This window comes from Desulfovibrio intestinivivus (genome assembly GCF_053570665.1).
The window spans coordinates 410,576-436,882 of sequence record NZ_JBRBQT010000001.1 but is presented as its reverse complement, the minus strand read 5'-3'; the positions used below and the strand labels follow the sequence as shown (position 1 = coordinate 436,882).

Here is a 26,307-nt window from a genome sequence, read left to right as displayed (position 1 = left end):
AACATGCCCTCCATCAGTTTGGCGCACAAAGCCGCTGTACTCTGTTTGCGTCATAGAGGTGAAACATATGAGCCAGCAAATACTGATAGTTGAAGACGAAGCCGATATTCGTGAACTTTTGCGTTTCAATCTTGAGCGCGAGGGATTCACTGTGCATGAAGCAGCCGATGGCACGCAGGGCCTGGCCCTTGCCCGGCAGCACACCCCCGACCTGGTGCTTCTTGATGTGATGCTGCCGGGTGTGGATGGATTTGAAGTATGCCGCCGTCTTGGCGCGCAGGCTGAAACCTCCCACATCCCGGTGCTCATGCTCACCGCACGAGGTGAAGAAGTGGACCGGGTTGTGGGGTTGAGTCTTGGTGCCGATGATTATGTGGTCAAACCCTTCAGCGTCCGCGAGTTGATGCTGCGGGTCAAGGCCGTGCTGCGGCGCGGTGGGCGCAAGGTTGAAAGTCCTGTGCTTGAGCGCCACGGCATACGCCTGCGCACCGAGGCGCATTCCGCCGAAGTGGAAGGGGAATTGCTGAACCTCACGGCCACGGAATTCCGCCTGCTTGAAGACCTGCTGCGGCATGCCGGGTCAGTCCGCACCCGGGAGCAGCTTCTCAACAACGTATGGGGTTATTCCTTTGAAGGCTACGCCCGTACCGTGGATACCCATGTGCGCAGGCTGCGCGCCAAGCTGGGGGAGGCGGCTCCCATGCTGGAGACTGTGCGCGGCGTTGGCTACCGCATCAAGGAATAAGGGCGCAGCAGCGGGAGCAGGCGGTGCGCCAACGGTGGCGGGGCGTCTGGTTGATGGTAGACAGCGTTATCGTTTGATCGTTTTGAGGCTGCACATCTTCAAAATGTAATTGCCCACGACAGCATGTTACGAGCGAGAAAAACCATGCTTTCTTTCAGAACACGAATTTTTTGCAGTGTGCTTGCCGCAGCGCTCATTGCTTCGGGAATCGCCGTTTATTACGGCAGAGCTTCCTTTGAGCAGAGTCAGGTTGACGCGGCGCGCGAAAGGCTGTTGCGCGAAACTACGCTTTCTGCTGCTATTCTTGACAAGGCAGGGGCGAATCCTGAAGGCCTGCGCGAACTGGCGGCCATACTGAAAATGCCTCAGGAACGGCTTTCGCTCCTTGACAACAGCGGCAACGTGCTGGCCGACACCGCGCCGGGCGCGCAGCCGGTTTCCAAGCTCGACAACCATGCGGACAGGCCGGAGGTACGGGCTGCCATGCAGGGCGGGCAGGGGTATTCCGTGCGTTCGAGCGGAACGCTGGGTACGGATATGGCGTATGCCTCGGTGCGTGTAAATGACGCGCGGTTGCTGCGCATTGCCTTGCCGCTGAACAACCTGCAACAGGAAATTGAAAGCCGCGTGGCCGTATTCACCAGAATCGGCATTGTGACGTTGGTGCTCTCGTTGATTCTTGCGGGGCTGCTCTCAGGTGCATTGCGCAATTCGCTTTCACAGATGGTCTCTGTGGTGGAAGCCATTTCACTGGGGAATTTTCAGCGGCGTTTGCGGCGCATTCCCGGCAGGGAATTTGCTCCGCTGGCTGAAGCTGTAAACCGAATGGCTGAAAATATTGAAGACCATGTGCGCACTGCTGCTGAGCAGACAGCCCAGCTTGAAAGTATACTGGAAACTATGAGCGACGGCGTGCTGGTGTTGGGCCCGCATGGGCGCATCCGCCGCTGTAACCGCGCATTGGCGCGTGAATTTCCTGCTGCGGCATCAGCCCTTGGCGCGCAGGTGGTAGAAGTTATTCCATCCCCGCAGTTGCAGGCCGCTGTGGATGCGGCCATGGCCGCCTGCCCAATGCCAGGTTCTATGTCCGGCTCTGCGCCCAGCTCAGGGGCAGCCCCGGCAGACGCAGCACAAAACAGCGTGCCCCCTTCTGCGGAACACGAGGGCGCTGCCGCAGGTGAAGAGCCAACGCTCAATCGCGAGCAGCGGTATCTGCAACTTGAGCTTTCGTCCGGGCAAGTCATGTCGGTATGCATTTCCCGCCCCTGCGGTCTTGAGCATCTGGGCCAGACAGGCGTGGGCGCGGTGGCGGTATTCCACGATATTACAGAGCTTATGCGGCTGGAGCGCGTGCGCCGCGATTTTGTGGCCAACGTGTCGCATGAGCTGCGCACCCCGCTGACGGCCATCCAGGGCTATGCGGAAACCCTCGTCAGTCTGGATGCCTCGCCCGAATGCCGCCGCTTTGGCGAAATCATTCTGAAGCACGGGGTTTGCCTCAGCCGCATGGTGGACGATCTGCTCACCCTTGCACGGCTGGAGGGCAAGACAGGCAGCCTGGAACTCAGCCCCACGGATCCTCGCGATGCAGTATCGCAAGCCGCGGGCATGTGCCGCGAAGTGCTTGAGCGCCGCAAGTGTTCGGTGGTTGTGGATATCCCCGAAGACTGCCGCGTGATGGCAAGCCAGCCGCATCTGGCGCAGGTGTTCAGAAACCTTATTGAAAACGCGGGGCGTTACGCGCCGGAAGGCGGCGATGTTCGCATCAGCGCGCGCGTGAGCGGCCCGGATGTGGTTTTTCGTGTGGTGGATGACGGCCCCGGTATTCCCAAGGCCGATCTGGAGCGCATTTTTGAACGTTTTTATCAGGTGGAGCGGCACAGGGGGCAGGCAACTACCGGTCTTGGGCTGGCCATCTGCAAGCACATTGTTGAACGGCACGGTGGCCGCATCCGGGCGGAAAGCCCGGCGCAGGACGGCAGCACGGCCCTTGTTTTCACCCTATCTTCCGTTTACGGAGCGGCACTTTCATGAACGAGCATCTGCTGGCACGCAACGTCAGTGTATACTACGGGCAAAACAAGGCCCTGCACGAAGTAAGCCTGAATTTTGAGCCGCGCAGGGTCACGGCCCTGATTGGCCCGTCGGGCTGTGGCAAATCAACCTTTCTGCGTTGTCTTAACCGCATGAACGACCTTGTTCCCGGCGCACGCGTAGAAGGCGAAATCCTTCTGGATGGTCAGGACGTGAACCGTCCCGATACGGATGTGGTTTCGCTGCGCTGCCGTGTGGGCATGGTCTTTCAGAAGCCCAATCCCTTCCCCAAAACCATTTACGAAAACGTGGCCTACGGCCTGCGCGTCAATGGCCTGCGGGACGAAAGCCTGATTGCCGAAAAAGTGGAACTTTCCCTGCGCCGGGCCGCCATTTTTGAAGAAGTCAAAGACCGCCTGCAAAGCCCGGCGCTTGGGCTTTCCGGCGGGCAGCAGCAGCGCCTGTGCATTGCCCGCGCCCTGGCTGTGGAGCCGGAGGTGCTGCTCATGGACGAACCCGCCAGCGCCCTCGATCCCATTGCCACGCAAAAAATTGAAGAAAGCATCCGCGAACTGCGCGAATCGCTTTCCATCATCATTGTTACGCACAACATGCAACAGGCTGCCCGCGTTTCTGACTACACGGCATTTTTTTACATGGGCAGGCTCATTGAACACAACGCCACGGATGTCATGTTCACCAGACCGGCCAAGAAGCAGACGGAAGATTATATTACAGGCCGTTTTGGCTAACCGCCTGCTCTCCAGCCGTCAGGACATCATGTTCAAGCGCTGCCAGCACGCGCAGAGAGCGCAGGGCAGTTCACATTCAAGCGTAATTGTTCCGGGAGAACGATCATGCAGCAACAGGCCAATTATTTGCAACAACTGCTCGTATCACTGCGCACACGGCTGCTGGTCATGTGCGCCAGCGTGGGCATTGCCCTGGAAGACGCTGGCAAGGCCATGGCGGCAGGTGATCCGGGCCGCGCGGCTTCAGTCATTGAAAACGATGCCGCCATTGACGCTCTGGAAAATGAAATTGACGAGATGGCCCTGCAACTGCTTGCCCGCACACAGCCCGTTGCCGGAGATCTGCGTTTTGTGGTCAGCGCCCTGCGTATGGTGGTTGACCTTGAGCGCATTGGCGACGAGGCCGTGAGCATGGCCGAACAGGCTATTTTGATGCAGGACAAGCCGGGCTTTGGGGTGATCCCCCATGTGCGCGAGATGTACTACAAAGCCAGCGAGGCTTTTGACCGCGCCGTGCGCGTGTTCCGCGAGAACAATGCGCAAGACGCCCTGCATATGCTCCGCGGTGATGAAGAAGCCGTGCAAAGCGAAGTGCGCATCATTCAGCAGATTATGGAAAGCCTTTCTGACCCTGATGCCTCGCTGGATCCCTATCAGGCCATGCACATCATACTTGTGACCCGCTCGCTCACACGCGTGTGGCGGCGCTCCATCAACATTGCGGAGCAGGTCTACTTTATCAGTCAGGGTGAAAGCGTGAAGCACAAGAGTGAAGAACGCGGCGAAGGGGCGCGCACTACTGGCGTTGTCCAGTCATCTGGTATGGCTGACTTCGCGTCCAGCACCTCGTCGGTTTCCGCCATGCACACGGACGCAGACGATGCGGCAGATGATGCGGCAGATGATACCGCTGGCCCTGAAGACCGCGCCTGATATCAGATTGTTTGCAGGCTGAACGCAAAAGCCCCCGAACCTGCGAGGCTCGGGGGCTTTGTCATATCTGATGCAACAAGGCTAGATGAGGTTCTGCTGGCGCAGCACTTCAATGAGTTTTTGTTTGGTGCTTTCGGCCATGGGGCACAAGGGCAGGCGGATTTCCGCTTCCATGCGGCCCATGAGCGCAAGGGCCGTCTTGGCCGGAATGGGATTGCTCTCAAAGAACAGGGCATCGTGCAGGGGGAAGAGCGCATGATGGATGCGTGCTGCTTCCTTGAGGTCGCCCTTGTTGAATGCATTGCACATGGCTGCCACGCGGCCAGGCACAAGATTGGAGGTAACGGAAATGATACCCTTGCCGCCAAGCGCCATGAGGGGCAGAGCGGTAAAGTCGTCGCCGGAGAGAACGCTGAAGTTCTCGGGGCAGCTTTCAAGCACGCGGCTGCCCTGAACCAGGTCGCCGGTGGCTTCCTTGACGCCCACAATGTTGGGGAAGTCGTGCGCCATACGGGCCAGAGTAGCGGGCAGCAGATTGCAACCCGTGCGTCCCGGCACGTTGTAGGGCACCAGGGGCATGTCCACAGCCTGGGCAATGGCCTTGAAGTGCTGGTACAGGCCTTCCTGGGTGGGCTTGTTGTAATAGGGGGTGATGAGCAGCGCGCCGTCGGCCCCGGCCTTTTGCGCAAACTTGGTCAGGCGGATGGCTTCCATGGTATTGTTGGAACCCGCGCCCGCCAGAACCGGAACACGCCCCTTGACCTGATCTATGCATATTTCAATGACCCTTTCGTGTTCCTCATGGGTCAGGGTGGCGGATTCGCCCGTGGTGCCGCAGGGAACCAGACCGTGAATGCCTTCGCTGATCTGGTGTTCAATAAATGCGCGGTATGCTTCTTCGTCCAGAGCATTGTTTCTGAACGGGGTTACAAGCGCGGTCAATGCACCTGAAAATTGCATTACAGACTCCTGTGTGTCAGCGCGCTGCAAAAAGCGAACAAAAGCCCGCGCGAAGGTTTGACCCTCGCAGGCAGGCGGCCCCGCACGGGCCTCAGGTTCGGCAGCGCGTTACAGCCTTACTGATTGATAAATTCTTTCAATTCCTTGCCCGCCCGGAAAAAGGGCAGACGTTTCGATTCAACAACGACGCTTTCGCCGGTTTTAGGATTTCGGCCGGCGTAGCCTTCGTACTCCTTGATTTTGAAGCTGCCGAAGCCGCGTATTTCAATACGCTCTCCGGAAAGCAGAGATTTTTTCATTGCGTCAAAGAAGGTGTTGACCACCAACGACGCGTCGTCCAGAGGAATGTTGGTTTCGTCGGCCAGTGCCTTGATAAGCTCGCTCTTGTTCATCATGCCTCCGTGACCGCGTTACAAGTTTGCCCGACAGGCGACAACGTCGGACATTTATTAGTAATTCAACCCTATACCTTTTTTCAGACAAGGTAAACTGTTTGACAAAAAATCTAGTCCTGAACCGGCACAGGTTGCAAAATGTTGCGCGAGCCAAGCCAGTCAAGCATTCCCAGCCTGATGCGTTGCAAGCGCGAGGCCATATTCTGCAAATCCAGCGCAGCGGGGCTGCCCGGAGAGTGCATCATCAGCGGCTTTTGCAGGCAGACTGCTTCTGGTAACTTTTTGTCGGAACGCACATGCCCCAGCAAAACAGGCTCTATGTGCAGAAAATGTTTGCACGCGCCGGAAAGTTTGTCGAATGAAGATTTTGCCTCGGCCTGGGAGGTTGCCTGATTGACCAGCACCATGAAGTCGCGCAGGCCGTAACGGCTGTTGAGCACCTTGATGAGGGCGTAGCTGTCGGTCAGGGACGTGGGCTCGGGCGTGATGACAACGATGCGCACCGAAGCCATGGCGGCAAAGGTCTGCACCGTACCGGAAATACCCGCGCCGATATCCATGAAGACAAAATCATATTTGTGCAACACGGGTTCCAGGCGGGAGAGCAGTAGGTCGCGCGCGTCGGGCTGCAGCTCGGTCAATTCCGGCACGCCAGACGCTGCGGGCAGTACGGCAAAGTCCTCGCCATCAATCTGGCAGAGCACGTCCGAGACATCGGCTTCGCCCAAGAGGGCTGTCTGGAGGTTGCCTTCAGGCGTAATGCCCAGCAGCACGTCAAGATTCGCAAGGCCCAGATCGCAGTCCATCAAAAGGGTTTTAAATCCTTGCTGGTGCAGGGCGCAGGCTATATTGAGCGACATGTTTGTTTTGCCCACTCCGCCTTTGCCGCTCAGCAGGGCAACGCTCAATGTCGTATTCGCCATCAGTTTCCCCCAAAGAAGAGAAATCGTTTTTCGCTGGAATGTACAAGGGTGGTTCTGGCGTCCAGGGCAGCGCCACCCGCTATGCAAATGTGGCCGTGCTTTTGGGCCAGAGCCTCATCCGTGGCCTGTGCGGCCTTGCCCAACAGGGCCTCGGGGGTTGGTCTGCCCCCCTGATCGGCACAGGCTATGCCCAGAGCGCAATTGGCTTTTGCCGCATACCTGCCCTTGCTGACAATAGGAATTTCCGCTGCGCGGACAGCAAAGATTTTTTGTATCTGTTCGGCCATCAGGCGCGCACGCAGTACGCTGACGCCGGGCAGAAGGAGGCCAAAACGCCCAAGGCCGGTACAGCCCAGAGTATCGCATTCCTCGCGGCACTGCCGCAGGCAGTCCACAAGCAGGGTTTCCAGCGCCAGCACAGAGGCCTCGTCCAGATGCGTCTTGTCGCAAACGGTACCTTCAATCACGGCCAGATCGCCCCCTGTGCGGGAGAGGCGCAACAGTTCGCGGTTTATCTGCACCGTAAACATTTCGGCCATGAGCAGGTGGGCAAGGTGGCCGGGGGCATTACTGGGGCCGCCGCCCAGTTCCGGCAAAAGGCCGGGGCCAGCGGGCAGGGCGCACCAGCGCCCGGTGGGGTAGCGGCGCAAAAATTCCTGCCATCTGCTGACGTTGAAACCCGGCAACAGCCGGGCCACCAGCACAGATTCGCCGCTGCTGCGCGAAGCTGCGCCGTCTGCCTGCCGCAAGGCAAGCAGCTCGGTGGCAAGTGCGTCAAAATCAGCGTTGTTGCTCATGTCGGTGCAGCAGGTAATCGTGTTGGAACTGGTCGATCTGACCGTTCAAAACGCCTTCCACATCTCCGGCTTCAGAGCCGGTGCGGTGATCCTTGACCAGCCTGTAGGGCTGCAAGGTGTACGTGCGGATCTGGCTGCCAAAGGCGATGGCGTCCTTGCCGGCGTATTCCGCCTGCCGTTCCGCATCGCGTTTTTGCAGCTCGATGTTGTAGAGGCGGGCGCGCAAAACGCGCATGGCCGTGTCCTTGTTGTGGTGCTGCGATTTTTCGTTCTGGCACTGGGCAGTAACACCTGTGGGAATGTGTGTCACGCGCACGGCCGAACTTGTGGTGTTGACGCTCTGCCCGCCGGGGCCGCTGGAGCGGAAAATGTCCACGCGGATGTCGGATTCCTTGATGTCCAGCTCAATATCGTTGCCCACATCGGGGATCACGTCCACAGATGCAAAGGAGGTGTGGCGGCGGCCCGATGAATCGAAAGGCGAAATACGGATAAGTCGGTGGATGCCGCGCTCGCTTTTGAGAAAGCCAAAGGCATGTGGCCCGGCAATGCGCAGGGTAACGCTTTTAACGCCCGCCTCATCGCCCGGCAGGTAGTCCAGCTCTTCCACGGTGTACTTGTGGCGCGCGGCCCAGCGGGTGTACATGCGCAGCAGCATTTCGGCCCAGTCCTGCGACTCTGTGCCGCCAGCGCCGGGGTGGATTTCAAGGATGGCGTCCTGGTTGTCCTCTTCGCCGGAAAGCAGCATGACAAGCTCGGTTTCGTCCAGCAGGGCGGCAAGATCGCGGTTCTGCTGATCAAGGGATTCCATGGCTTCGGGGTCTTCGCTTTCTGATGCCAGGGCCAGCCATTCGTTCATGTCGTCGTGGCAGGTCTTGAGGCGGCTGAGACGCTCGATTTCTTCTTCAAGACGCCGCTTTTCCTGCAAAACAGGGGTCAGCGCTTCGGGATTGTCCCATGCGCCGGGGCGGGAAATTTCGTGTTCGATGTCCTGCAGGCGCTTCTGGCTGGCGGCAACGTCAAAGACGCCCCCAGAGGGTGGCGAAACGTTGGGAAAGGGGCTGGCATGCGGCGCGCAGATCACTGAGTTGCAACATTGTGGATACTATGGGGGTTAAGGTGAATGCCCTGAGGCGTAAAACCGCGCAACCGGGAGGATCAGACCTCCGTGTGCGCGCGGCGCTGACTGCGTCAAGGCCGAAAAAAAATCAGGAACAGCAGGCGGCTTTGTCGCGATCTTTTGCAAACCTGCCGCCGGGTCCGAGCAGTAGCAGGGTCAGAAATACCAGGGCCGCCCCGGGCATAAGCCAGGGAGAAATACTGTGGAACAGGCTTGGCGCAGTTACAAGTGCTGCCTTGCCCCAGACGGCCTGAGCCTTGAACTGGCCTCCGTGCATGGTCAGTCGTGCGCGCGGATCCACCACAACAGAAATACCCGTGTTGGTGCCGCGCAATATCCAGCGGTTCTGCTCCACGGCCCGCAGAGCAGTGAGGTAGAGATGCTGCCGTGCCGCCGGAGTGTTGCCAAACCAGCCGTCATTGCTGATATCTACAAGAATATTTGCCCCATCCGCCACGCGGTTCTGGGCAAGCCACGGGAATATTCCCTCATAGCAGATGAGCATTCCCAGAGCAAGATTGTCCTGCCGCAGCGGGGCGACAGCCGTGCCAGTCTGGTACACGCCAACCCCTTGCAGCAATGCCTCCAGAAATCCCCAGTTGAGCCATTCCGGCAGATATTCGCCAAAGGGAACCAGATGTTCCTTGTCGTAATATCCGACAGTATCGCCCTTGGGGTTCAGCAAAAAGGCCCGGTTGAAAACATCGGGATCTTTTTTGCCGGGGTGGCGCTCGAGGCCCGGCGCGCCAAACAGCAGCGGGCTGCCGCTGCGGGCCGCCAGCTCGCGAATGCGCGGGGCATGCAGGGCATTGACCTCAAAAAAGAAAGGCATGGCTGTTTCCGGCCACACAATGAGAGGGCGGGCATCGGGTTTTTGCGCAAGGCCCTGATACGTCAGGCCCAGATACAGATCCACCGTCTGCCGCTGAAAGGCTGGAACCCACTTCTGGTTCTGGTCAACATTGCCTTCCACATAGAGCACATCCACGCTGTCCGGCCCGCTGGGTTCGGTGACCATCGGGTTGGCGTAAAGCCGCCAGCCTCCGTAGCACAGCAGGGCAATAGTGAGCACAAGGCCGGGGATCAGGCTTGCGCGGTCGGGGCAGAAGCGCCGGGGCCCGCAGACAAAGGCAAGACAGCACAGCAGGGCCGCCATACTCCACAGGCCTGTAAGGGCGTAACCGCCCACTATGTCCGCAGCCTGCACCAGTATGGGCCAGGGGGACAAAGCCCCGGCCATGTCCAGCCAGGGAAAGCCCAGGGCAAGGGCATAAACCGCCTCAAGCAGGTACCACAGCAGGCCAAGCAGCACGGCCTGCACCCAGGCGGGCCTGTGGCGGAACATGTGGGCCGCGAGGGCAAACAGGCCGCCAGCACTGCCAATGCAGGTTACGATGAACAGCGCGCAGGGAACGGCCAGCAGCCAGGGCAGGCCGCCCACGTTGTGCACGGGCAGGGTGAGCCAGTAGAGCGCTGCCATACCGCCAGCAATGGTGCCAATCCAGCCCATGCGCAAGGCAATGGCGCGGTTTGCGGCCTCCCGGCCAAGCAATGCCAGCGCCACAGGCCACAGGAGCACCAGTGGAGGAAAGCTGATAAGATCGTTGGGAAAACCCAGCCACAGGCCTAGTGCGGCAGCAAGGCACAAAACCCAGCTGCGCTGCGTGGCCCATGGCGCTTCAGGACGGAACAGCTTCATGCTTTTGCCGCTTCTTCCTCTTCCGTAGCCGGAGCGGGCGCGGCGTGGTCAGCAGGTTCCATGCGTAGGCGGATAATAAGCTTTCTGTCAGCTTCAAGCACGGTAAAGGCCCAGCCACGCAGGGTAAAGCGCTCGCCAGGGCCGGGGACGTGCCCCGCCTCCATGCTCAGGTAGCCGCCGATGGTGTCCACCTCGTCCGAATCCAGATCAACGCCCAGATCTTCAATGTCTTCCAGCAGGGCGCGGCCTGTGAGTTCATAAACATTTTCGCCGAGGGGGCGGATGTCTTCCTGACGCGGCGCATCGTGCTCGTCTTCAATATCGCCCACGATTTCTTCCAGCACGTCTTCAATGGTGATAAGGCCGGATGTGCCGCCGTATTCGTCAAGCGCAATGGCAATGTGCTGTTTGCGGGCGCGAAATTCCTGCAGCAGGGTGCGGATGGACTTGGTCTCGGGCACAAAGAAAGGCTCGCGCATGACCCGCGAAACGGCGGGGGCGTGATCCCCCTGATCCAGCAGGCTGCTGAGAACATCCTTGGCGTGGAGAATCCCCACGATATTGTCGCGGGTGTCCTTGTATACGGGAATGCGCGAATGACCAGAACGCACAATGATGCGCGCCACTTCCTGAAGCGGCATGTCATCGGGAACGCAGTCTATATCGGTGCGGGGGATCATGGTGTCCTGCACCTGAAGATCGTTGAAGCGCAAGATGCCAAGGAGCATGGATTCCTCGTAGGGTTCCACCTCGCCGTCGGCTCGTGCTTCCAGAATGGCTTTTTCGAGAGATTCCTGATCGTCGTGCCCGAACAGTCTGCTCAGGCGCGACCAGATGGTACTGTGACCTTCCGTGCCGCCGTCCAAAATAACCTCCTAGGTTGGCGTACTCACTACGCGCCGCGCGCGTTTGCCTGCGGTGCAACCGCCACGGCAGAATTTTCCTGCTAAAGTATTTTCACGTTGCAATGCCTGTTCATCGGCAAAGCATCTTCATTCGTGAGGCAGCCCTTGCATGGAACGGTCTGTGTTTTACAAACATTCCGTACGCGGATTTTTTCAGTATCCGCATGGAGCTGATCATTTTTACTGTCAATATGCCCTAGCCAGTCAGCTTGCGCTGCTGGATATCCATTTGCATCACCCATTGGGTAATGGGCGAAACACCACTTTTGGGGGTGCTGTGGAACCAGTTGATATCGGCCTTGCCCTGTTCCAGAACCGCCCAGTTGCTGAATTCTGTCCCCAGAACCAGGGCCGGGGTGGGTTCTTTCTGCATGCGGATATTGAGCACGTCACAGGTGCACCAGAATGTGACCACGCGGTCTTCCTTGCTCATCTGATAGATGATGAGACAAAGTAACTGGGAACCTTTGTCGAGGTCAACTGGCTTGTCTTCCAGCGATTCCGCAGGAAAGCGCAGGGCCATGCCCGTGGCGGAAATGTCGGCCACCTGCACGAGCTCGTTTTCCATACCGGATTTATAATGCAGCAGGGGTCTGCCAATTTCAGCCGTGTTGCGGGGCATGGGCTTGGCGGGATCCATCTCCCACACGCCGATAACGCGCACCAGATCCTTGGGCGGTTTAACGCGGATGAAATGGCGCTTTTGCCCAGCGTCTATATCCTTGGGCATGGCAAGGAGAAGGCGCGATTTGTCGTACGCGCCCTTCACCTGAACAATCTGGGTCTGGAATTTAAAAAAGGAGGGGCCTTCGGGCAGGGTGGCGCGAAAGAATACTTCCGCCGGGGTGCCTTCAAGCTCGCGCGATACGTAGGAAAGAACTTCCATCTCAAGCTGGGTGGAAAGTATCCTGACGAGGGTACCGGCCATGCCCTTGCTGTTGTGGAGTTCCTCAACATTAAGGTCGAATATTTCGTTCTGTTCCTGCGCAGTCTCAAGCATGCGGCGGATGATTTCCGCACGCTTTGCCGCGTGGCGCATGCTCTGCAACCGGCCTTTGACCGAGACGAGCGTGGCGCAAAGCGCCGCAAGCAGAATGCCGACAACAATAAGAAGTTGGGTGCCCGTCATAGATTCACCGGTGTCAACAGTTGTGTGGCGTCATCCCTCACTGCGGGGATGCAGCAGCGCCATTGGGGTATTTTTCAGGGCGCAGCAATCCAAGTTTGTGGAGGTGAACCTCCAGGCATGCAACCGCCGCAGGGGTTACGCCGGATATTCGTCCAGCCTGCCCAAGGCTGCAAGGGCGCACCCTGTCCAGTTTTTCTACCACTTCATGGGATAACCCAGCTACTTTGGCATAATCGAGTTGCGGGGGCAAGGCCGTAGCTTCAAGCTTGGCCGAGCGGGCGATAAGCTCGCGCTGCCGTGCCAAATAGCCCTCATACTTGATTTCTGTCTGCACGCTTTCACAGGCGCCGGTTCCGGCGGCAGCTCTGGCAGCAGCCAGATCAGCCCCGGTCTCGGCCAGAGCTTCGTGCCGGGTCGCGGTCAGCATGGCTTCAAGCGAGCCCAGGTCAACATCCGGGCGTTTCAGGGCTTCTGCCAGAGTCTTGCCCACAGGCAACTGGGCCACGGGCGCATCCTCGGGCAACTTGTGGCCGGGTATGCGTTTTTTGCCCAGATATTCCCTGAAACGTTCGGCGGCCTCCTGTTTTATGCAAAACACGCGCCACTGTTCGTCGCTCACAAGCCCAAGTTCACGGCCAATCCGGGTCAGCCGCGTATCGGCATTGTCTTCGCGCAGCAGCAGCCTGTGCTCCGCGCGCGAGGTGAACATACGGTAGGGTTCCTGAGTGCCGAGTGTTACAAGATCATCAACAAGCACAGCCATATAGGCTTGATCGCGCCCCGGCGTAAAAGGGGCAAGACCGCGCATGGCGCACGAGATGTTCAGCGCGGCCCACAGGCCCTGCGCTGCGGCTTCCTCGTAGCCGGACGTGCCGTTGATCTGCCCCGCGAGCCACAATCCCGGCACGGCCTTGGTTTCAAGGGTGGAGCGTAACTGGATGGGGTTGGCGTAGTCATATTCAATGGCGTAACCGGGACGCAGCACCACGGCGTTTTCCAGCCCTTTGAGGGCATGAACCATATCGAGCTGCACATCGAGGGGCAGGCTGGTGGGAATGCCGTTGGCGTACACCTCTGCGCTGTTGAGTCCCTCTGGCTCCAGAAATATCTGGTGCCGCTCCCGGTGGGGAAAACGGGCCACCTTGTCTTCAATGGAAGGGCAGTAGCGCGCCCCGGTGCCCTTGATGACGCCCGTGAACATGGGCGAGCGGTCAAAACCGCTGCGGATGATTTCGTGCGCGCGTTCATTTGTCCACGTCACATGGCACGAAACCTGTTCCAGCTCCGGGCCGGGGCCGTGAAAGCTGAAGCCCTGAGGCGGCGTGTCGCCCGGCTGTTCCTCGAGCTGCGAATAGTCGATGGATGCTTTGAGGATGCGCGGCGTGGTGCCGGTTTTCAGGCGGCCAAGGGTCAGGCCGAGGCTGCGCAGGCTGTCTGAAAGGCCCAGCGCCGGAGCATCGCCCAGGCGGCCGCCGGGCAGATTGGTAAGGCCCATGTGGATGCGCCCGTCCAGAAAGGTGCCCGTTGTCAGCAGCACATGGCGCGCTGCAAAGGTCAGCCCCTGGGCTGTGCGTACGCCAGTGACGCGGCCGTCATCGGTGGTCACGTCCACCACGGAATCCTGCCAGATGCGCAGGCCGGGCGTGTTGTAGAGCGTTTTTTTGAGCACGCGCTGATAGGCCTCGCGGTCAATCTGGGCGCGTGTGGCCCGCACCGCAGGCCCCTTGCTCATGTTCAGCACGCGAAACTGTATGCCCGCAGCATCGGCCCACAGGCCCATCATGCCGCCAAGGGCGTCAATTTCGCGCACCATGTGGCCCTTGGCCAAGCCGCCGATGGCGGGGTTGCACGAAAGGTAGCCCAGGCGGTCAAGGTTGCCGCTGATGAGCAGCACTCTGTGCCCCATGCGGGCGAGGGCCACGGCGGCTTCGCTGCCAGCGTGGCCGCCGCCCGCGACAATGCAGTCAAATATGGAATCAGACATGGGCTGCGTTCATGAGGATATGGGCAAACACCTGCGAATCCTTGATGGTAGCGGTGATGGATGAGCGTTCGTCCGGTTGGTGGCAGGTGTTTTCAAGGCAGCCCCACACGGCGGCGGGAAGGCCCTTTTGCCGCAAAAATGCAGCAACGGTTGCCCCGCCTATGCCCACGGCCTGCGCCTGAACGCCGTAAATGCGGGCGATGGCGGCCTTGAGCGCTGTAACAACGGTGCCGGTTTGCGGTATGGCCGTGGCGGCCTGCCGCTGCACCACGCTCACCTGTATCTGCACTGTGTGCTTTTCCGCCACTTCGGCGGCTACTTCGCGCATTTTTGCAAGCACGTTGTCCATATCCACATGGGGCAGAAGGCGGCAGTCAATGTAAAAAACATCATTGCCGGGAACGGTGTTGATGTTCGGCACATTGGCTTCGTGCTTGCCCGGCACAAAGGTGGAGTAGGGCGGGTCAAACAGGGGATTGGCATCGGCAAAGGCGGAGCGCAGGGCATTGTGGCACGAGAGGGCCATGTCCGCCCCCGCCAGAAAGGCGTTGCGGCCCTTTTGCGGCGTGGAGCCGTGGCACTGGATGCCCGTGGTCTGCACCTTGAGCCAGAGTTGGCTTTTTTCTGCGATTTCGATGACATCGCCCTTGGACGAACCTGCGTCCGGTACGATGTAAAGATCATCGGGATTAAAAAAGTGCGGGGCAGTATTGAGCAGATGCTCCAGGCCATAAAGACTGCCGGTTTCTTCATCAGCCATGAAAACAAGACCAAGCGAAAGCTCGGGGGTAATGCCTTGGGAGAGCACTTCTTCCGCCAGCAGCAGCATACTGACTATGGCCTGCTGATTGTCTTCCACGCCGCGCCCGTACAGAAAATCGCCATCGCGGCGCACCTGCCAGGGATTGCTGGTCCAGGCGGTGAGGTCGCCCGGAGGCACTACGTCCGTATGCCCGAAAAGCCAGAGGGTGCGGCTGCTTTTGCCGGGGATGCGGGCCACAAGGTTGGGACGCTGACCATCGGTAACGCGCGGGTCCGGCGCGTCAACGCGTGAAAGGGCGGTTACGCCGCAGGCCTTGAGCCAGTTGGTGATGCAGCGCACCTTTTCCATTTCGCCCTGGCCGCCGTTGTCCGGGCCAAGAGCCTGGCATGCCGTAAGAACGGCCTGAAGCTCCGCAACGCGGTCTTCTCGCCCGGCCAGCCCGCGCAACAAGGTGTCGAGTGTCTTGAACATGGGGTTTCCCGTATGGCGTTACAACGCGCAAGAGGCTGCTCGCGCAGCCCCTTGAAAAAGTCTTCAGCCCCGGCATGACCGTTGTTGAATCGGCCTGTTGCGATAAAATCGCAAACTGACCGCCAGCGGCATGTCGGAACCGATGTAAGCCTGGTTGGCCTAGCGGCCACCCTTGGCGGCGCGCTTGGACGCCTTCAAAGGGTTGACCTTGGCGGCAGCGGCAACAGAGGCCTTCACGTGCGTGGCAAAGTTGCAGCGTCCAGCAGACCACTTTTTGGCAGGGACAGGGTAGCTGGAGCAGAACTGTTCGCCTTCAAATTCGCGCAAGCGGTCGCAGCCAGAACACTGTTCAACCACCGGGGAAAGAACAAAACCGTTGACCACCACGCCTTCAGCGGTTTTGGTGGCTTTTTCCAGAGGGGTCATAGCAAAACCTCCATGCGCAGCAGCGCCGTATTGCTAAAATAACGGCGGAATGGCCGCCGCGTTGGAATGGAAAAATATAGTTGAAAGCAATTTTCTGTCAAGTAAAAGAAGTAAAAAATTTTTCAGCCGGGTTGCGGCGCGCAAACCTCGTACTATTGCGGGCTGTTGTAAAAAAAACAGCCGCTCCGTCTGGCCTAACCGCCCAGATATGCCTCGCGCACGCTGGCATTGGCAAGAAGGTTTTCGGCTCGGTCTTCCATGACCACGCTACCCACTTCAAGCACATAACCGCGCGTGGCCAGCTTCAGCGCCGCACGGGCGTTTTGTTCCACCAGCAGCACCGTCACGCCTTTCTTGTTGATGGCCCGCACGGTTTCAAAGATGGAGCGCACCAGCAGCGGGGCAAGGCCCAGGGAGGGTTCATCCAGCAGCAGGAGGCGTGGCTCGGCCATGAGGGCGCGGCCTATGGCGAGCATTTGCTGCTCGCCGCCGGAGAGCGTGCCCGCGAGCTGATCCTTGCGTTCGTGCAAACGCGGAAAAAGATCAAAAATCCATTCCAGCGTGCGCTCGCGGCGGGCTTTGTCCTCAATGCAGAATGCCCCGAGGCGCAGATTTTCCAGAACGTTCATGATGCCGAAAACGCGCCGCCCTTCGGGCGACTGGGCAATGCCAAGCCCCACGACCTTGTGGCTCGGCAGGCGCAGCAGGTTTTGCCCTTCAAAGAGAATTTCGCCTTCAAAGGGGCGCACCAGCCCGCTGATGGACAGCAAGGTGGTGCTTTTGCCCGCACCGTTGGCCCCGAGAATGGTGACGATTTCGCCTTCGTCCACCTTCAGGTCGATGCCGTGCAGCACTTCAACACTGCCGTAGCGCACGCGCACATTAGACAATTGCAACAGGGACATGGCTTACCACTTTTCGTCGTCTGCGCCCAGATAGGCCTCAATGACGGCGGGATCCTGCCGCACGTCTTCGGGCTTGCCCTGGGCAATCATGGTGCCGTGTTCCAGCACCACCAGTTTTTCGCAAATTTTCATCACCAGGCGCATGTCGTGCTCAATAAGCAGCACGGTAATGCCCCTGTCCCGGATGGCCCGGATGGTATGCACCAGAGCGGCGGTTTCCTGATCGTTCATGCCGCCTGCGGGCTCGTCCAGAATCACGAGGCGAGGGTCGGAGGCCAGAGCGCGGGCTACCTCAAGCAACCGCTGGTTGCCGTAAGAAAGGCCGCCTGCGGCCTCGGTGTAGCGATCGGCAAGACCCACAAATTCCAGCTCTTCCATGCAGCGGGCAACGGCGGCTCTTTCTTCCTCACGCTGGCCCGGAGTGTGCAGCATGCACGATACCAGGCCGGATTTCATGCGGCAGTGCCGCCCGGCAAGCACGTTCTCCAGCACAGAAAGGCGGCCGAAGAGGCGGATGGTCTGGAACGTGCGGGCGATGCCCAGTTCCACCACCTTGTGCGGGCGCAGTCCGGCAATGGATTTGCCGTCAAAAAAGATGCGGCCCGATTCCGGCGTATAGTTGCCGGTTATGCAGTTGAATACAGTGGTCTTGCCTGCGCCGTTGGGGCCGATAAGCCCCACAATGCTGCCAGCGTCCACGTCAAAGGTAAGATCGTTCAGGGCAATCAGGCCGCCGAACATCTTGCTCATTTCTTCAAGGCGCAGCAGGGTCATGCGGGCCTCCCGTCACTGGCAGCCGCAGGCGGCGCATCCACCTTGTAGCGCCGCTGTCTCGGGGGCAGCAGTCCCTGGGGCCGCCAGACCATCATGACCATCATGGCAAGGCCGAAGATAAGCATGCGCGCATTGGAAAATTCGCGCAGCACTTCGGGCAGGCCGATGAACAGAAAAGCGCTGATAAGCACGCCAAGCTGGCTGCCGCCGGAAAGTATGACCACCGCAAAGATGATCACGGATTCCATGAAGTTGAACGATTCCGGCGCAATGGTCGTCATTTTTGCGGCATAGAGCGTACCAGCCATGCCCGCCCAGAACGCGCCCAGCACAAAGGCCGCGAGCTTGTAATGGGTGACGTTGACCCCGCAGCCTTCTGCGGCCACGTCGTCTTCCTTGATGAAGTTCAGCGCGCGGCCAAAGCGGGAATGCCACAGGCCGTAGAACAGCAGCAGGCTCACGCCCACCATGCCCCAGACCAGAAAATAGAACTGCATGCTCTTGACGATCTTGAAGCCAAAAAACATGGGCCGACTGATGCCGAAAATGCCGTTGGCGCCGCCCGTGAGGCCGAAAACATCGTTGATAAGCGCAATGCGCACAATTTCCACAATGCCGATGGTGACGATCAGCAGATAGTCGCCGCGCAGGTGAATGATGGGTCGGGCCACAATGAGGGCGAATATGGCCGCTGCCGCGCCGGAGAGCGGCATGACCCACAGCACGGGCCAGTGGCAAACTGTGTTGAGAATGGCGGTGGTGTAAGCGCCCACGGCAAAAAAGGCGGCGTGGCCCATATGGAATATGCCCGCCTGCCCCAGAATGACGTTGAGCGAAAGGGCCAGCAGGGCGTAGAGGCCAATGCTCACGCACACGTCAAGCCAGTAGGCATTGCAAAAGAGCGGCAACGCGCACAAAAAGAGGCCCGCAGCCGCATAAACGGCGAAATTGCACGGAATCTTTTTCATAGTTTGTCCGCCGTGCGCTCGCCCAGAATACCAGTGGGCCGGATAATCAGAATGAGAATAAGCACCAGAAAGGCGATGGCGTCCTTCCAGGCAATGGCTATGTAGCCTGCGGCCAGGGCTTCGATAACGCCGAGCAAAAGCCCGCCCAGCATGGCGCCGGGGATGTTGCCGATGCCACCCAGGATGGCTGCTGTAAAGGCCTTGAGGCCGTACGACCAGCCCATGGTAAAGTCGATCTGTCCGTAATAGATGCCCACCATCAGGCCCGCCGCGCCGCCAAGGCCGGGGCCGATAAGAAAGACCAGCGAGATGATGCGGTCAACATTGATGCCCATAAGCTGCGCTGCGCCGGGGTCGATGGCCACAGCTCGAATGGCCGCGCCTGTGCGGGTGCGCTGGATAAAGGCCCAGAGGCCGAGCATCAGCACAACGCTGGCCGCGATAACCAGCAGGCGCACGCCGGGCACTTCAAGACCGAGCATCCTCACCGTAAAGTCGGGGCGCAGATAGTCGGGGTACACGTAGAAGCGCGCGCCGTAGATCAGCATGACCGCATTCTGGAAAAATATGGAAGCGCCAAGGGCGGAAACCACGGCGGAGAGGCGGTTGGCATTGCGCAGGGGGCGGTATGCCGTACGCTCAAGCAAAAAGCCAATAACCGCCACCAGCACGGCCACCATGACAAAAACGGCGGCTACCGCCAAAAACGGATTGAGCGCGCCTGCCATATTGCAGCTGACAAGCAGGGTAAGCCCCAGATAGGCACCAATGGTAAACAGGTCGCCGTGGGCAAAGTTGATGAGCTTGAGCACGCCGTACACCATGGTATAGCCCAGCGCCACAAGCGCGTAGATGCCGCCCACGGCCAGGCCGTTCAAAAGCTGTTGGAGAAATTGTTCCATAATGTTCGGCGTTGGTACTCGGCATTTGGCGGGCGACCGGGATACCGGTCGCCCGCCGTAATGAACGCGTCCTCAAGGGGATTGCGCTTTTCGCCGGAGCGTTTATGCCCCGGGCGTGTATCTGTGCAACATGGGTGCGGCTTTTGACCGCGCCGCACTACTTGGGCTGCAAAACGAAGTTGCCCGTGGCGTCAACCTTGTAGGTGCGGTAGAACTCGCCCACGCGGTCGCCCTTGGCATCAAAACCAAGATTGCCGGAAAGTCCGGGCATACCCTTGAGTTCCTTGAGCCATGCGGCCATTTCCTTGGGAGTGTCCTTGCCGGCTTCAAGCGCGCCATCAATAACCTTGAAAGCATCGCCAGCCAGCACGGCCCACACGGAAACAGGCACGGTGTTGTACTTGGCCTTGAAGGCCTTGAGGAAGTCCTTGGCTTCAGGCGTGTCCATATCCTGCGGCAGCGGCGGGCTGATGAAGAAATAGCCCGTGGCGGCTTCGTTACCGGCGATCTTGACCAGATCCTGATGGTTGGCGGCATCGCCGCCCATCATGGGAACGTTCCAGCCCATTTCTCTTTTCTGCCGCAACAGCATGCCGGTTTCCGGGTAGTAACCGGTAAAGAACACGAGGTCGGGATTGGCAGCCTTAAGCTTGGTCAGAATGGCGGTGTAGTCGCGCTCTCCGGGGGTAAGAGCATCGTAAAACACTACTTTCATACCGTCTTTTTCAAGCACTGCCTTGGTTTCTTCCGCCAGGCCCTTGGCATACGAAGAATTGTCGTGCAGCAGGGCCACGGCCTTGTAGCCGCCCTTCTTGATGGCTTCGGCGGCGGATTTGCCCTGCGCGTCGTCACGCGGGCAGGTGCGGAAAAAAAGCTTCAAGCCCTTTTCCGTAAGGCGCACGCTGGTGGAGCCAGTGCCGATCTGCACCAGTTCAGCCTCGTCCAGAATGCTCTGGCTGGCCTCGGTCACGGCGGAGCCGTAGGTGCCGATAACGGCCACAACACCAGCGGAAGCAAGTTTCTGCGCGGCCAGAGCGGCAGTGCGCGGGTCGCCCGCGTCGTCTTCGACTACCAGCTGAACCTTGCGGCCCTTGATGCCGCCCTTGGCATTCACATCGTCAACCAGCAGGGTAACGATGTTCTTCATATCCAGGCCTTCGGAAGCCCATTTGCCCGTAAGCGGGCACATAAGGCCAACCTTGATGTCACCAGCCAGCGCCGCAACAGGCACAAGCAGGGTAAGGGCCAGAGCCCCAAGCCAACGACCAAGTGCTTTCATGAACTACCCCCGTCAGGTATGCAAATATTGTGAGCAACGAACAAGCTTACCCTAAAAATGAAGAAAGAAAAAGCCCCCAGTATCGCCGGGCCGCGCATTGCCGCACACAGACGCAACCCGGCAAGGGCAATAGGGCTGCGTTATAACCATACGGCCTTGCGCGGCAGTTGTAATCAGCTATGAGTACTTGCGGCTGGTTTATACAGCAAAGCAGTGTGAGCCTACTCAGGCCGCCATGGTAAATTGGACGATTGTAACACGACGCTCACACGAATATTTCAGATTGGTCAAATTCTTCATGTATTATTAGCCCACTAACAAATATGTCGTATTTAGCACATCGTTAAGTCGATAAGTCTGAAAACAAAAGTGGCACGCGCTCGACAGCCAAAAAATAATGGGATAAGGTAAAGCTGTAAAAACAGAGAAGACCTTTATTTTCTTAAATGTTTTTCTGTTGCGGTTCTCGCTGTCAGAGGTTCGGCTGTTTCAGTTTCTCTCTGCGCCCTTTCCGCCGTACCTTCCCGCAAGCATTGCCGCAACTTGGGCCGCTCAGCATTGTCTGGCGGTCAGGCGGCGATTGCGCCCTTCGTCTTCCCGCAGCATTCGCCATCGCGCTCCATAATGGGCGCCAAGGAGGCCGTATGCGGTTCAGCTTTGACAAGGCAGCTTGCCAGAACACACGCAGGGCGCTGCACCGGGAGTGGCTGCTCGCCAACGAAAGGGGCGACTGCTCCGGCAGCAGCATTTTGTGCTGCAACACGCGCAAATATCACGGCCTGCTTATCGTCAACACGCCGCATGGTCGGCATGTGCTGCTCTCCGCCCTTGAGGAATCGGTGTGCGGCGGCGACAGGGAATTCTTTTTTTCCACCCGCCAGCATCCCGGCACGCTCTATCCCAACGGGCACGAGTATCTTGAAGCCTTTCAGCTCGATCAGTGGCCGCAGAGCACCTATCGGGTGGGCGAAGTCAGTCTGAGCCGCGAGGTGCTGCTCGCGCGGGATAAAAGCCTGCTCTTGGTGCGCTATGAACTGCGCGGGCCGGAGGATATCCCCCCGCTTACTCTGCGCCTCAAGCCCTTGCTGGCCTACCGGAATATTCACGCGCTCACGCGGGTTAATCCGGCTCTACGGGCTGATACCGTTGCCGTGCCAGGCGGTTTTGCCGTTCGTCCCTATGAAAGTTTGCCGCCCCTGTATATTCAGGCCGCCGGGGATTCCGGTAAGGCTTGCTCGAGGGCTGTGAATGCCGAGGGCGCGGCGACCAGCGAAAAATGCGGGCCGCATGCCGCCGCCAGTTTTGTGGCCGAGCCGGACTGGTGCCGCAATGTGGAATATTTTGAAGAGCGTGAGCGTGGTTTTGACGACAGTGAAGACCTCTTCATGCCCGGCACGCTTGAAATAGCTTTGCCGCCGCTGCCGCAGGGTGGTTACGTGTATGTGGCGGCGGGCACGGAAGCCTGCGGAGAAAACCTGCGCGCCCTATGGGAGACGGAAAGCCGCGCCCGCACAGATGCCCACCTTGCAGGCGGCGGCCTTGCCGGGCAACTGGCGCAGGCTGGCGGCCAGTTCTGCATCACGACGCCTTCTGGCAGATCCACCGTGATTGCCGGGTATCCCTGGTTTGACGACTGGGGGCGCGACACGCTCATCAGCCTGCCGGGGCTGGCCTTTTACGCCGGACGCGAAGAATTTGGTCTGCGCGTTCTGGCCGAGGTGGGGCGGCATATCCGCAATGGCCTTGTGCCCAACATGTTTTCGGAGTCGGGCGAGCATGCCTACAATACAGTAGACGCATCCCTGTGGTATGCCTTTGCCCTGCAACAGGCGCTTGCCACTGTCCCCGATGGTCTGGCCTGGGCGCGGCAACATGCCTGGGATGCCCTGAAAGCCATCATCAAGGGCTACCGCAATGGGCCGGGCATGGGCATCTTTGTGGGTGCCGAGGGCCTGCTGCATGCGGGCGATGCCCACACCCAGCTCACCTGGATGGATGCCCAGGTGAACGGCTGCCCGGTCACTCCCCGGCACGGTTGCCCCGTGGAAATCAACGCCCTCTGGTATAACACGCTTGCCTTTGCCGACAGCCTTGCCGCCGCATTTCAGGAGCCGCTGCTCACGGGCGAGCGCCAGCGTGCCGCCATGCGCGATGCGTTTCTGCGCCGCTTCTGGACAACCGAGGAGGGCGGCTATCTGGGTGACGTGTGGCGCAACGGACAGCTCGACCGAAGCGTGCGTCCCAATCAGATATTTGCCGTGTCCCTGCCGCATGCCGTGCTTGCGGACGATTTTCAGCCGCAGGTTGTGGAATGCGTGCGCAACAGGCTGCTCACGCCTTTTGGCCTGCGCACCCTTGCCCCTGACGCCGCCGCATACAAAGGCAGGTACGAAGGCAATGGCGAGAGCCGCGATGCCGCCTACCATCAGGGCACGGTCTGGCCCTGGCTGCTGGGCCATTACGCAGATGCGCTGCTGCACACTGCCTGGGATATGGACGGTGCTGTTCAGGGTTTGCTTGATATGGTTACGCCCCTGTTTTGCCAGCATCTCTGCGAAGCCGGGCTTGGCAGCATTTCAGAAGTTTTTGACGGCTCCCCGCCTTACAATCCCGGCGGCTGCACCGCCCAGGCCTGGAGCGTGGCCGAGTGCCTGCGCATGCTCAAAAAACTGCAAAAGGCCGCGCCGGATGTTTACACCCAATGGGAGCAAAGGGTGGCGCATTGTCTGGCCCATCCCGCATCCGGCGACAAAACCGGCGTATGCAGGGCAACCATGACTCTGGGCGTGTCCGCGCCCGGCAGTGAAGAATAAGGGTTTAGCCATGCGAGTGCTTATGTTTGGCTGGGAATTTCCGCCCCACATCAGTGGAGGCCTGGGAACGGCATGCTTTGGCATGACGCAGGCTCTGGCAAAAAAAGGGGCGGAGATCATTTTTGTTCTGCCGCGGGTAGAAGGCGGCAGCGGGAAGAACAGTTTTTTGCGTCTGCGGGGGGCTTCGGGCACTCCGGTTGCGCCCCAGCTTGCGGAAAGCATGACGCAGGCCGGGCATGAACTCTGGGCCAGCAGCATCCGCTGCCTGCCGGTGGAAAGCCCGCTTGTTCCCTACCTCACGCCGCAAGGCTATGCCGAAGCGCTGGAAAATTTGCGACATGAGCCAGGCAATGCAGCGAGTACGCGCGCTTTTGCGCCGCATGCGGGCCATGCTGCCTGCAAAGGCGAAATCACATTTGAGCTGCACGGCGGTTACGGGCCTGACCTCATGGCCGAGGTGCAGCGTTACAGCCGTCTTGCCGGGGCCATTGCCGTGCATGAACAGTTTGACGTCATCCACGTGCACGACTGGATGACCTATCCTGCGGGCATGATGGCCAGGGCGCTGACCGGCAAGCCGTTGGTGGCGCATATTCACGCCACGGAATACGACCGCAGCGGCCTGAACATCAACGAGCAGGTGGCGGGCATAGAACGCGCCGGGCTGAATGCCGCCGATGTGGTGGTGGCAGTAAGCCGCCTGACCCGCAAGACAGTCATTGAACGCTACGGCGTAGCGCCCGAAAAGGTGGTGGTAGTGCACAATGCAGTTGCGCGGCATGAGGCCGGGCGCTGCTATCTTGTGCCGCAACGTATACGGCATGAAAAGCGCGTGTTGTTCCTCGGCCGCGTGACATTCCAGAAAGGGCCGGAATACTTCATGGAAGCGGCCCGTCTTGTGCTGCAAAAAATCCCCAATGTCCGCTTTTTCATGGCTGGCAGCGGCGACATGCTGCCAGCGTTGATCCGCAGGGCAGGGCAGTTGCGCATGGGGCGGCGTTTCCATTTTGCCGGATTTTTGCGCGGCGAGGATGTGGACCGCATGTTCGCCCTCAGCGATCTTTACGTCATGCCTTCAGTTTCCGAGCCTTTCGGCATAACGCCGCTGGAGGCCATGCTTTACGATGTGCCTGTGCTGCTCTCGCGCCAATCGGGTGTTTCAGAAGTGCTGGAACACGCCCTCAAGGCCGACTTCTGGGATACACGCGACATGGCCGACAAAATCTGCGCCGTGCTGCGTTATCCCTGCCTTGCCGCAGAGTTGGTGAAAAACTGTCGCGAAGAAATGAAATCCATCCGATGGGAAAATGCCGCTGACCAATTGCTGACCATTTACCGGGATGTCCTTGGAGGTCACTGATGCCTGCGCTATGTCTGTGTTTCAATATACATGAGCCGTACCAGTTCCGCCGCTACACGGTTTTCGATATGGGGCAGAGCTCCGTTTACGAGGACGATGACCGCAACTGCGAAACCATGTTGCGCGCGGCGCGCCTGTGCTATTTGCCAGCCGCAGAAATGCTGCTCAGGCTTGTGCGCCGCCATGAAGGCGCATTTGCGGTGGCGTTGTGCGTTTCGGGCACCGCCCTGGATCTTTTTGAGCAGTACGCCCCTGAAGTGACAGAAAGCCTGTGCGCCCTCGCGGCTACGGGCTGCGTGGAATTTGTCGCCGAAACTTCGACGCATTCGCTGGCCTTTTTGTATTCACGCGAGGAATTTGACAGGCAGGTCAAGGCGCAGAGCGCGCGCATCAAAAAACTGTTTGGCAAAAAGCCCACCACCTTCATGCATACGGAATGCGTGTTCAACAATGACCTTGCCGCCGCCTTGCAGCAGCATGGTTTTAAAACCGCACTGGCCGAGGGTGCGGATCAGGTGCTTGGCTGGCGCAGCCCCAATTGGGTGTACCGCCCGGTTTCCGCCCCCAAGATGAATCTTTTGCTGCGCAATACGGCCCTTTCTGACGACATGGGGCTGCGCTTTGGCGACAGGGGCTGGAGCGACTGGCCGCTTACTGCAGACAAGTTTGCCTCGTGGTGCCACAGCTTGGGCGACAAAGCGGATGTGATCAATATTTACAATGATTTTCATATATTCGGCCTGCGCCATGGGCAGGATTCGGGCATCTTCGATTTTATGTCGGCCCTGCCCGAGGCCCTGCTGCGCGACAACCGCTTCAGGTTTGCCACGCCTGGCTCCATTGCCGGAAAGCGCGCCCCAGCCGGAGAGGTGGACGTGCCCCAGTTCGTATCATGGGAAGAAAGCGGCCACGACCTGACCTCGTGGCTTGGCAACGACATGCAGAAAGACGCCATCCATACGCTTTACAGCCTGGCCGCCCGGGTGAGCGCCAGCGGCGACAAGATGCTGTTGCACGACTACGAGCGCCTGCAAACCGCCGACCATTTCCGGCACATGTCCACCAAGTGGTTTTCCGGCCCGAGGCAGGACAGGCCCAGCCCCTTTGACAGTCCCTATGACGCCTACATCACCTATATGAACGTGCTGGCAGATTTTGAGCTGCGCCTTGAAGCCGCAGAACTGGCAGGTAAAGAGCACAAGCCCCGCAGAGCACGCAAAAGCAATGTCCGTTCCGGCACGGATGCGTCTGTTTAAGCCAATCGGCCTTT

At 59.3% G+C, this 26,307-nt stretch carries 23 protein-coding genes; 7 read left to right on the top strand and 16 right to left on the bottom strand.

Going from position 1 to position 26,307, the window contains the following annotated elements; all coding sequences use genetic code 11:
* Positions 1–67: 67 nt before the first annotated feature.
* From ACUZ9P_RS01810 to phoU, 4 genes are all read left to right on the top strand, one after another.
* Complete coding sequence (locus ACUZ9P_RS01810) at positions 68–745, top strand: response regulator (RefSeq protein ID WP_022659455.1); 678 nt, start codon at positions 68–70, stop codon at positions 743–745.
* Between the two features lie 144 nt (positions 746–889).
* Positions 890–2,779, top strand: a complete 1,890-nt coding sequence (locus ACUZ9P_RS01805) for an ATP-binding protein (RefSeq protein WP_449248405.1) — start codon at positions 890–892, stop codon at positions 2,777–2,779.
* Positions 2,776–3,531, top strand: a complete 756-nt coding sequence (gene pstB / locus ACUZ9P_RS01800) for a phosphate ABC transporter ATP-binding protein PstB (protein WP_022659457.1) — start codon at positions 2,776–2,778, stop codon at positions 3,529–3,531. The genes ACUZ9P_RS01805 and pstB overlap by 4 nt, the downstream gene beginning before the upstream one ends.
* 105 nt (positions 3,532–3,636) lie before the next feature.
* Positions 3,637–4,464 (top strand): phosphate signaling complex protein PhoU, encoded by an 828-nt coding sequence (phoU, locus tag ACUZ9P_RS01795; protein WP_449248404.1) that lies wholly within the window; start codon positions 3,637–3,639, stop codon positions 4,462–4,464.
* A gap of 81 nt (positions 4,465–4,545) precedes the next feature.
* On the opposite strand, the gene dapA is transcribed toward phoU, so the two are convergent.
* From dapA to ACUZ9P_RS01715, 16 genes are all read right to left on the bottom strand, one after another.
* Positions 4,546–5,424, bottom strand: a complete 879-nt coding sequence (gene dapA / locus ACUZ9P_RS01790) for a 4-hydroxy-tetrahydrodipicolinate synthase (RefSeq protein WP_449248403.1) — start codon at positions 5,422–5,424, stop codon at positions 4,546–4,548.
* A 116-nt stretch (positions 5,425–5,540) separates the two neighbouring features.
* Positions 5,541–5,816 (bottom strand): HU family DNA-binding protein, encoded by a 276-nt coding sequence (locus tag ACUZ9P_RS01785; protein ID WP_022659461.1) that lies wholly within the window; start codon positions 5,814–5,816, stop codon positions 5,541–5,543.
* A 113-nt stretch (positions 5,817–5,929) separates the two neighbouring features.
* Positions 5,930–6,742 carry a MinD/ParA family protein gene (locus ACUZ9P_RS01780; RefSeq protein ID WP_022659462.1) on the bottom strand — a complete coding sequence of 271 codons (813 nt, stop codon included), beginning with the start codon at positions 6,740–6,742 and terminating at the stop codon, positions 5,930–5,932.
* Positions 6,742–7,539 carry a GGDEF domain-containing protein gene (locus ACUZ9P_RS01775; RefSeq protein WP_449248402.1) on the bottom strand — a complete coding sequence of 266 codons (798 nt, stop codon included), beginning with the start codon at positions 7,537–7,539 and terminating at the stop codon, positions 6,742–6,744. The genes ACUZ9P_RS01780 and ACUZ9P_RS01775 overlap by 1 nt, the downstream gene beginning before the upstream one ends.
* A protein-coding gene (gene prfB / locus ACUZ9P_RS01770) for a peptide chain release factor 2 (protein WP_449248401.1) occupies positions 7,523–8,636 on the bottom strand; the annotation gives its coding sequence in 2 pieces (ribosomal slippage) (positions 7,523–8,560 and positions 8,562–8,636; 1,113 coding nt in all). Before prfB ends, ACUZ9P_RS01775 begins: the two co-directional genes overlap by 17 nt.
* Positions 8,637–8,747: 111 nt before the next feature.
* Positions 8,748–10,358: an apolipoprotein N-acyltransferase gene (gene lnt / locus ACUZ9P_RS01765; protein WP_449248400.1), complete on the bottom strand. Its 1,611-nt coding sequence runs from the start codon at positions 10,356–10,358 to the stop codon at positions 8,748–8,750.
* Entirely contained in the window at positions 10,355–11,224 is an 870-nt protein-coding gene (locus ACUZ9P_RS01760; protein ID WP_022659466.1) for a hemolysin family protein, read from the bottom strand. Before ACUZ9P_RS01760 ends, lnt begins: the two co-directional genes overlap by 4 nt.
* Before the next feature lie 235 nt (positions 11,225–11,459).
* Positions 11,460–12,392, bottom strand: coding sequence for a hypothetical protein (locus ACUZ9P_RS01755; protein ID WP_449248399.1), 933 nt, complete (start codon positions 12,390–12,392; stop codon positions 11,460–11,462).
* Positions 12,393–12,429: 37 nt separating this feature from the next.
* Positions 12,430–14,376 (bottom strand): tRNA uridine-5-carboxymethylaminomethyl(34) synthesis enzyme MnmG, encoded by a 1,947-nt coding sequence (mnmG, locus tag ACUZ9P_RS01750; RefSeq protein ID WP_449248398.1) that lies wholly within the window; start codon positions 14,374–14,376, stop codon positions 12,430–12,432.
* Positions 14,369–15,610, bottom strand: a complete 1,242-nt coding sequence (locus ACUZ9P_RS01745) for a M20 family metallo-hydrolase (RefSeq protein WP_298993642.1) — start codon at positions 15,608–15,610, stop codon at positions 14,369–14,371. Before ACUZ9P_RS01745 ends, mnmG begins: the two co-directional genes overlap by 8 nt.
* Before the next feature lie 159 nt (positions 15,611–15,769).
* Positions 15,770–16,036 (bottom strand): PxxKW family cysteine-rich protein, encoded by a 267-nt coding sequence (locus tag ACUZ9P_RS01740; protein WP_291445394.1) that lies wholly within the window; start codon positions 16,034–16,036, stop codon positions 15,770–15,772.
* 194 nt (positions 16,037–16,230) lie between these two features.
* Positions 16,231–16,941: an ABC transporter ATP-binding protein gene (locus tag ACUZ9P_RS01735; protein WP_298993645.1), complete on the bottom strand. Its 711-nt coding sequence runs from the start codon at positions 16,939–16,941 to the stop codon at positions 16,231–16,233.
* Between the two features lie 3 nt (positions 16,942–16,944).
* The gene (locus tag ACUZ9P_RS01730; protein WP_449248397.1) at positions 16,945–17,715 is read right to left on the bottom strand and encodes an ABC transporter ATP-binding protein; all 771 of its coding nucleotides are present in this window, start codon (positions 17,713–17,715) and stop codon (positions 16,945–16,947) included.
* The gene (locus ACUZ9P_RS01725; protein ID WP_449248396.1) at positions 17,712–18,683 is read right to left on the bottom strand and encodes a branched-chain amino acid ABC transporter permease; all 972 of its coding nucleotides are present in this window, start codon (positions 18,681–18,683) and stop codon (positions 17,712–17,714) included. Before ACUZ9P_RS01725 ends, ACUZ9P_RS01730 begins: the two co-directional genes overlap by 4 nt.
* Positions 18,680–19,585 carry a branched-chain amino acid ABC transporter permease gene (locus ACUZ9P_RS01720; RefSeq protein ID WP_449248395.1) on the bottom strand — a complete coding sequence of 302 codons (906 nt, stop codon included), beginning with the start codon at positions 19,583–19,585 and terminating at the stop codon, positions 18,680–18,682. The genes ACUZ9P_RS01725 and ACUZ9P_RS01720 overlap by 4 nt, the downstream gene beginning before the upstream one ends.
* Positions 19,586–19,742: 157 nt before the next feature.
* Complete coding sequence (locus tag ACUZ9P_RS01715) at positions 19,743–20,864, bottom strand: branched-chain amino acid ABC transporter substrate-binding protein (protein WP_298994493.1); 1,122 nt, start codon at positions 20,862–20,864, stop codon at positions 19,743–19,745.
* A 644-nt stretch (positions 20,865–21,508) separates the two neighbouring features.
* Here ACUZ9P_RS01715 and ACUZ9P_RS01710 point away from each other — a divergent pair.
* Genes ACUZ9P_RS01710 through ACUZ9P_RS01700 form a run of 3 tightly spaced genes read left to right on the top strand, consistent with a single transcriptional unit; the run spans position 21,509 to position 26,293 of the window.
* Complete coding sequence (locus ACUZ9P_RS01710; RefSeq protein WP_449248394.1) at positions 21,509–23,677, top strand: amylo-alpha-1,6-glucosidase; 2,169 nt, start codon at positions 21,509–21,511, stop codon at positions 23,675–23,677.
* A 10-nt stretch (positions 23,678–23,687) separates the two neighbouring features.
* Positions 23,688–25,037, top strand: coding sequence for a glycosyltransferase family 4 protein (locus ACUZ9P_RS01705; protein WP_449248393.1), 1,350 nt, complete (start codon positions 23,688–23,690; stop codon positions 25,035–25,037).
* On the top strand, positions 25,037–26,293 hold the full coding sequence (locus ACUZ9P_RS01700; RefSeq protein WP_449248392.1) for a glycoside hydrolase family 57 protein: 1,257 nt from the start codon (positions 25,037–25,039) through the stop codon (positions 26,291–26,293). The genes ACUZ9P_RS01705 and ACUZ9P_RS01700 overlap by 1 nt, the downstream gene beginning before the upstream one ends.
* Positions 26,294–26,307: the final 14 nt, after the last annotated feature.